Annotated in this window: 2 protein-coding genes; both read left to right on the top strand. The window is 34.0% G+C overall.

Translation table 11 applies throughout. The annotated features are described in order from the left end of the window. Positions 1-1,084: 1,084 nt before the first annotated feature. A complete protein-coding gene (locus ACSG5Z_RS04755) occupies positions 1,085-2,338 on the top strand; it encodes an MFS transporter (RefSeq protein ID WP_000848289.1) in 1,254 nt (417 codons plus the stop codon). Between the two features lie 13 nt (positions 2,339-2,351). Further along, positions 2,352-6,908 (top strand): non-ribosomal peptide synthetase, encoded by a 4,557-nt coding sequence (locus ACSG5Z_RS04760; RefSeq protein ID WP_435710793.1) that lies wholly within the window; start codon positions 2,352-2,354, stop codon positions 6,906-6,908. Positions 6,909-6,910 lie beyond the last annotated feature (2 nt).

The following is a 6,910-nucleotide window of genomic DNA, read 5'->3' on the forward strand; positions in this document are numbered from 1 at the left end:
ATATGATATTAATTGTATTAAGCTATGTTTTTTAATAAATAGAAAGAACTAAAAATTTAGCAAATAAAGTGTATCTACGATATATTTCTACAGTAGTGAACAAATGCAGTATCACAAGAAAAGATCACCTACGGAAATAGGTGATCTTTAAACATTCTTATACCTAAATTAATATATTATATTACTAAATAAATTCGTACTACATAAAAATTAAGTTCTTTTATAGAAAAACTGATGTTACATTACCTTAAAATATATTATATTTTATAAGAGATTCATAACGATATTATATAATAACATAGTCAAATCATATTTTGGGGATTTATCCCGATTGCGTATAATGTGTAATTTTTTTGAAGCAGTAATGTCCAATAAGTTAAATAGGTAGTAAATGTAAAAAAATCAATACTATATATTATTCAATCTTTGTTATGAGTGCATTAGTAATTGTTAGTATTATATTTTTAATATCTATTTTAGTTATTGAGATTAATTTGAATAGAAAATATGTAGGATAGGGAAAGGTACATATACTTTATTGTATATGTACCTTTTTATTTAGTAGGATTTATAGTCTCTATAAACTATTATGTTAATAAAATTAAAAAACTTAATTCTTAATATTCTTATGGTTAAAGCTATCTATAAAATGAAAATATAACTAAATAATAGTTTGTTATAATTTGTGGATTTGGTTTTTTATCCGAATTTTCTGATTCAAATATTTCAACTTTATGAATATAGTAGGTGAAATATTTGTGTGATAGTATTTGAGATAGAAAAAAGCCAACTTTAAAAAGGATGTGAATTGAATGTGCAACAACTGTAAATGGTTATATTAAGTTAATGTTTAACTGTTTTTAGTGTAAGGTAAAGGGCTATTTTGTAAAAGTTGATATAAAGACGAAGAAATAGGTGCACTTAAATTTATCTGACTATTTAAAATACGCTAAACCTTGAGATTAGTCTAGGTTTTGACGAAGTTAAATTCTAGGTGAAATCTTTATAATGATTAATTAGGTTTAATAAAGGGGTACCTTATACACAAAGGTGTTTATATTAGTAACCTAAGGAGCTTGCTTTTATGAAAACTATTGATTCAAAAGGCCTATTAGGAAATAGGGTTTATTTACAAGTTTTCTCTGCCTATTCATTGCTTATGCTTGGTGTTTTTATTGATATGTTAGCGATTATGACTATAGTTGGGTTTGAATGGGAAGTAGATCCTACTATGATTGGATTGATTCCTGTTGCATATGCACTTCCAGGAATTATTTTTGGCTCATGGGCGGGTGTTATTGCAGATCGTTTTAGAAAAATTCCAATTATGATGTTCTGTAATCTAATGGTTGGTCTAATAACGATTGCTCTTTTATTTGTACAAGATATCCACTGGCTCTTAGTGGCATTAATGATTCGTTCCATTTTTATTGTTTTCTATTATCCTGCACAGCAAACACTAACAAGACAGATTGTCTCTCCGGATTTGCTTACTAAAGCAGTAAGTATCAACGGAATAGTAGAGCAGGGTACCAAAATAGTGGGCCCACTTATAGGGGGCATGTTGCTGAGTTGGTTTCAACCAGAGTTCTGCCTCATTATAAGAGCTATAAGTTGTTTATTAGCTACCTTAGTTCTGATACCCACAATAAAATTTAAAGAAACTATATCGAAAGAATTTGTTGAAAAGCAAAAACAAAGTACTTGGACCGCTTGGGTACAAGGGTGGGGTTATGTGTTATCTAATCGGATAATATTATCAACTATGATTTTCGTTACAATAGCCATGGCAGTATTACAATTAGTAGACTCACAATTCCCAACTTTATTTAAGAGCTTATTCCCACATGATAAAAGTAAAATGGGATATATCATTTCTATTATTGGTCTTGGCGGAATACTTGGTGCATTACTAACTCAGAAATTAAAACAATTTCAATATGGCTGGGTAGTATGTGGAGGTATGGTTTTAATGGGAATTGGTTTTGGGGGGATTGGTTTGATAACGCCCGGTACGGTCTTCGTTTTGGCCTATTTAATTAGTTTTATCGCTGGTATTGGAAGTGGGCTGATGCTTGTATCTAATCAAGTCATTTTACAAATAGAATCCGATCAAGATCAAGTAGGAAGAGTATTTGGTATTCAAAGCAGTTTAACAAACGCAGTTTTAATTATTTCTCCTGCTATGAGTGGTCCATTAGTACATTTGTTCGGAGTAACTCAACTCTATGTTTATGGAGGGATTGGGCTTGTTATCATTGGAGTAATTGGAGTTTCACTGCAGAAATATTTATGGGCTAAACATAAACACGAACCTATAAGAGCAAATAATTTTTGAAGGGAAGATTTTTATGACCAATGAGGAATGTTATTCATTAAGCCATCCGCAGCGAAGAATATGGTATACAGAAGTTATTCATTCTGATAAAGGAATATGTAATTTAAGATTTTTATTTAAACTTCATCGAAAAATGAATTATTCAAAATTAAACCAAGTTGTGAATCGAGTCATTAGTGAAAATGATGGTCTGTGCATTAGGTTAAAAGAAAATGGGCATCAGGAACCGAAACAATATTTTATTAAACATGAAGAACAAGAATTTGAGTTTTTTGATTTCAGTAATGTGGAGAATACAAATTTGCTTGAGGAATGGATTGAGCAGAAAACAAAAGAAACGTTTACATTATTTAATTCAAATTTATACTATTTCGCTTTAATAAAATTAAACGATAACGAATGTGCAGTCTTTGGAAATGTTCATCATATTATTATGGATGGTTTATCAATTCAAATATTTACTGAGCAGATTGCAAAATATTATTATGAAATGTATAACGAGAATGAGGAAGGTGAAAGTGAAAATTCATATGTTCAATTTCTGACTAATGAACAAACATACTTGAATAGTAGTCGCTTTCAAAAAGATCAAAAATTCTGGTTAGAGGAATTTAAAACACTGCCATCTGTGACTGGATTGAAGCCCTATAATACGTACCAAGCTAGTACCAAAGCATCACGTGAGACATTTATATTAACGGAGCATTTGAAGAGAAAGATAGAGAAATTTTCTGAAGATTACAAAATTAGTTTATATACTTTTTTTGTTGCTGCTTTCTCGTTGTCCATGTATCGGTGGACCTCCTCGCTTGATATTGGTTTAGGAATGGCTTACGGCAATCGTATGACTAAAATGGAGCGAAAATTGATTGGAATGATGGTGAGTACAGTTCCTTTAAGAATGGATATTGATCCGGAAGAAGAAGTACTTTCATTTATTAGTAGGGTATCCAGAAAACAAAGCAAATTATTGAGACACCAGAAATATCCATTTGATTTGTTATTAAAGCAGATTAATAAAGAGAATAATAGTAATGTGAGACTTTTCGGAACTACGATTGATTATAGGGATCGTGATGAAAGTGGTGACTCACTATGGATTCCAAACCATGAAGAGGTACAAGATTTTGCAGTGCATATTGAAAATCTAATTGATATTGACTCTTTACATGTACATATTGATTATCGTGAGGAGCTATTTTCTAAGGAAGAGATAAAACGTTTTTTTAACGTGATGTTAGCGATAATGGAAAACACTTTTGAAAAACCAAAGCAGAAGGTAGCTGAAATCGAAATCATTTCTGATGAAGATAAAAGAAGAAGTTTAGTTGAGTTCAACAATCCTAAGCTGGATTTCCCATCTCAAGTAACTATTCATGAATTGTTCGAACAGCAAGCGTTGAACTATCCACGCGATATTGCAGTTACGTATGGAAAAGAAAAAGTTACTTATAGAGAGCTTAATGAACGCGCAAATCAGTTAGCTCATTATTTGCAGAAAAAGGGAGTAAGACCTGATACTTTAGTGGGACTGTGCGTTGAACGTTCCCTCGAAATGATTGTAGGTATTTTAGGGATTTTGAAGGCTGGTGGGGCTTATGTTCCACTTGATTCAACATATCCAGAGCAACGACTTCAATATATTTTAGAAGATGCTAGCATTCAGTTATTCGTAACGCAAGAAAGTTTAAAAGAATTGAAATGTTTACCAGAAAATGTTGAGTCGATTTGCCTGGATCGTGATCAAGATGAGATTGGGAAAGAAAGTAAGACTTTACCGGTTTCTGATGTCAGTTCCCAAAATTTAGCATACGTGATCTATACTTCGGGATCAACGGGGAATCCAAAGGGTGTTATGATAGAGCATCACAATGTCATTCGGTTATTTAAATCAACGGATTGTTGGTATCAGTTTAATGAAAAAGATACTTGGACGCTTTTTCATTCTTATGCATTTGATTTCTCAGTATGGGAAATTTGGGGAGCATTATTATATGGTGGAAAATTAGTTGTTGTTCCGTACTGGATTAGTCGATCACCTAAGGATTTTTATCAATTATTGGTGGAGGAAGAAGTCACAGTTCTAAATCAGACACCTTCCGCATTTCGACAATTAATACAAGTGTGTGAACAAGAAGATATGAATAAAAATTTGCAACTGCGTTATGTCATATTTGGCGGAGAAGCGTTAGAACCTACTAGCTTATTACCGTGGTTTCAAAGGTATGGGGATAAAAAACCACAGTTAATTAATATGTATGGAATTACAGAAACTACCGTTCATGTTACATACTATCCAATTACTCTAGAAGATGTGCAGCATGCTTCAAGAAGTAATATTGGCAAGCGGATTCCCGATTTAGAAGTGTATATACTGGACGCTTATCAACAACCTGTTCCTATAGGTGTTGATGGTGAACTTTATATTGGTGGGGCAGGACTGGCACGTGGGTATTTAAAGAGACCTGAATTAACAGCAGAGCGTTTTATATCTCATCCATTTAGTAGTGATCCGAAAGCGAGATTATACCGGACAGGAGACTTAGCGAGGTATTTGCCAGATGGAAATCTGGATTATCGTGGAAGAATTGATCATCAGGTTAAAATACGTGGTTTCCGAATTGAGATTGGGGAGATTGAGTCTACTTTACATACATATGCATCTGTAAAAGAGGCAGTTGTAATAGTAAGAGAAGATCAGCCAGGCGATAAAAGATTAGTAGCATATGTTGTAGGAGATGGAAATGTAGATGCGTGGAGAGAGTATCTTAAAGCGAAACTACCAAGTTATATGGTTCCTTCGGGATTTGTGGTGATGGAAGCTATTCCACTTACAGCTAACGGTAAAGTTGATCGTGAGGCCTTACCTATGCCGGAGGAAAAGCAGATTAATAGTGAATCTGTTGGCCCTCGGAATAGTAACGAACAGACACTGACTACCATTTGGAAGCAAGTATTAGGTGTTAAAAAGGTGGGAATCTATGATAATTTCTTTGAAATTGGTGGCGACTCGATTCTCAGTATTCAAATCATATCTCAAGCAAGTCAAGTGGGGTTAAAACTTACTCCAAAGCAAATGTTTGAATGCCCAACTATCGCTGAGCTGGCACAAGTGGCTATAAAAACGCAGGGAGTACAAGCGGAGCAGGGAATTGTGATAGGTGATGTGTCTCTTACTCCAATTCAGTGTTGGTTCTTCGAGCAAGAACATCCACATCTGGAGCATTGGAATCAATCAATGCTATTAAGAGTAAAAGAAAGATTGGATGTGAAGTTACTAGAGGGAGCGATATTAAATTTACTCAAACATCATGATGCTTTACGTTTCCGGTACAAACAGTTACCAAACGGAACGTGGAGGCAGAGAAATGAAGGGACTGATGAGCTGTCAGTACTCCATGTTGTAAAACGGAATCAAGTTAATGAAAAAGAGTGGAATACAATAATACAAGAAGAGATGAACATTAATCAAGCTAGTTTCAATCTAGTTACTGGTCCGTTAATGAGAGTAGTGTACTTTGAGGATAACTTGACTGGAAATGATCGAATATTCTGGGTGATTCATCATTTAGTAGTAGATGGAGTATCATGGAGGATTCTATTGGAAGATTTACAGACGGTATATAACCAGGTGAAACAAGGTCAAGAAGTTCGCTTATCTGCGAAAAGTACTTCTTTTAAAGAATGGTCTGAACGACTCCAGACGTACAGTGATTCGGGTATTTCGAAAGAAGTACAAGATTATTGGAATGAACAAGTAGAAAAAGAAACGATGAAAATTCCAATGGACTATCCAATACAAAAAACAACAGAAGAATCGATTGATCAAGTGACAGGGACTTTAGGAATAGAAGAAACACATGAATTGTTACACGAAGTTCCAGTAACTCATAAGACAAGGATTGATGAGGTACTATTAACGGCATTAGGACAAGCTATCGTCGATTGTACAAATCAGCAAACGGTTTCTATTCATCTAGAAGGACACGGAAGAGAAGAGGTAATTGAAGGTATTGATTTATCAAGGACAGTGGGCTGGTTCACGAGTATTTATCCCGTTCATCTCAATTTTCAAGGAACTCAAACACCTATTGAAGGGTTAAAGGCTGTCAAAGAACAATTGCGTCGAATTCCGAATCGTGGAGTTGACTATGGTATTTTACGTTACTTGAATAAAGGATTACTTCCGTTTTATCAGCAAAAGCCTTCAATAAGTTTTAACTATTTGGGCCAATTTGATCAGGTTTTCTCAAGGGAATCTTTGTTTATGCAAGAGACAGGATTTACATTTTTAGATCATGCTCCAGATTCCAAACCATCTCATCTAATTGATGTTATTGGAATGGTGAAAGATGAAAAGTTACATTTTGTTTGGTTGTATAGTAGAGAACAGTTTTCTAAATTAAAAATTCAATTGATAGCAGATGGTATGTTGAGGCATCTTCGTCAACTTATAAATAAACCAACAACAGAGTCCGCTTTTATGGTATCAGATTTTGCTGATGCAGAGGATCTTACGGAAGAAAGCTTGAGCAAAGTATTACTTAAATTAACAAAGAAGAGGGTGTAAAA

The organism is Bacillus pretiosus, assembly GCF_051294775.1.
Taxonomy (GTDB): Bacteria; Bacillota; Bacilli; order Bacillales; family Bacillaceae_G; genus Bacillus_A; species Bacillus_A wiedmannii.

Coding starts and splice junctions, on each gene's coding strand:
- ACSG5Z_RS04755 (WP_000848289.1), top strand. CDS start 1,085: ATGAAAACTATTGATTCAAAAGGCCTATTAGGAAATAGGGTTTATTTA.
- ACSG5Z_RS04760 (WP_435710793.1), top strand. CDS start 2,352: ATGACCAATGAGGAATGTTATTCATTAAGCCATCCGCAGCGAAGAATA.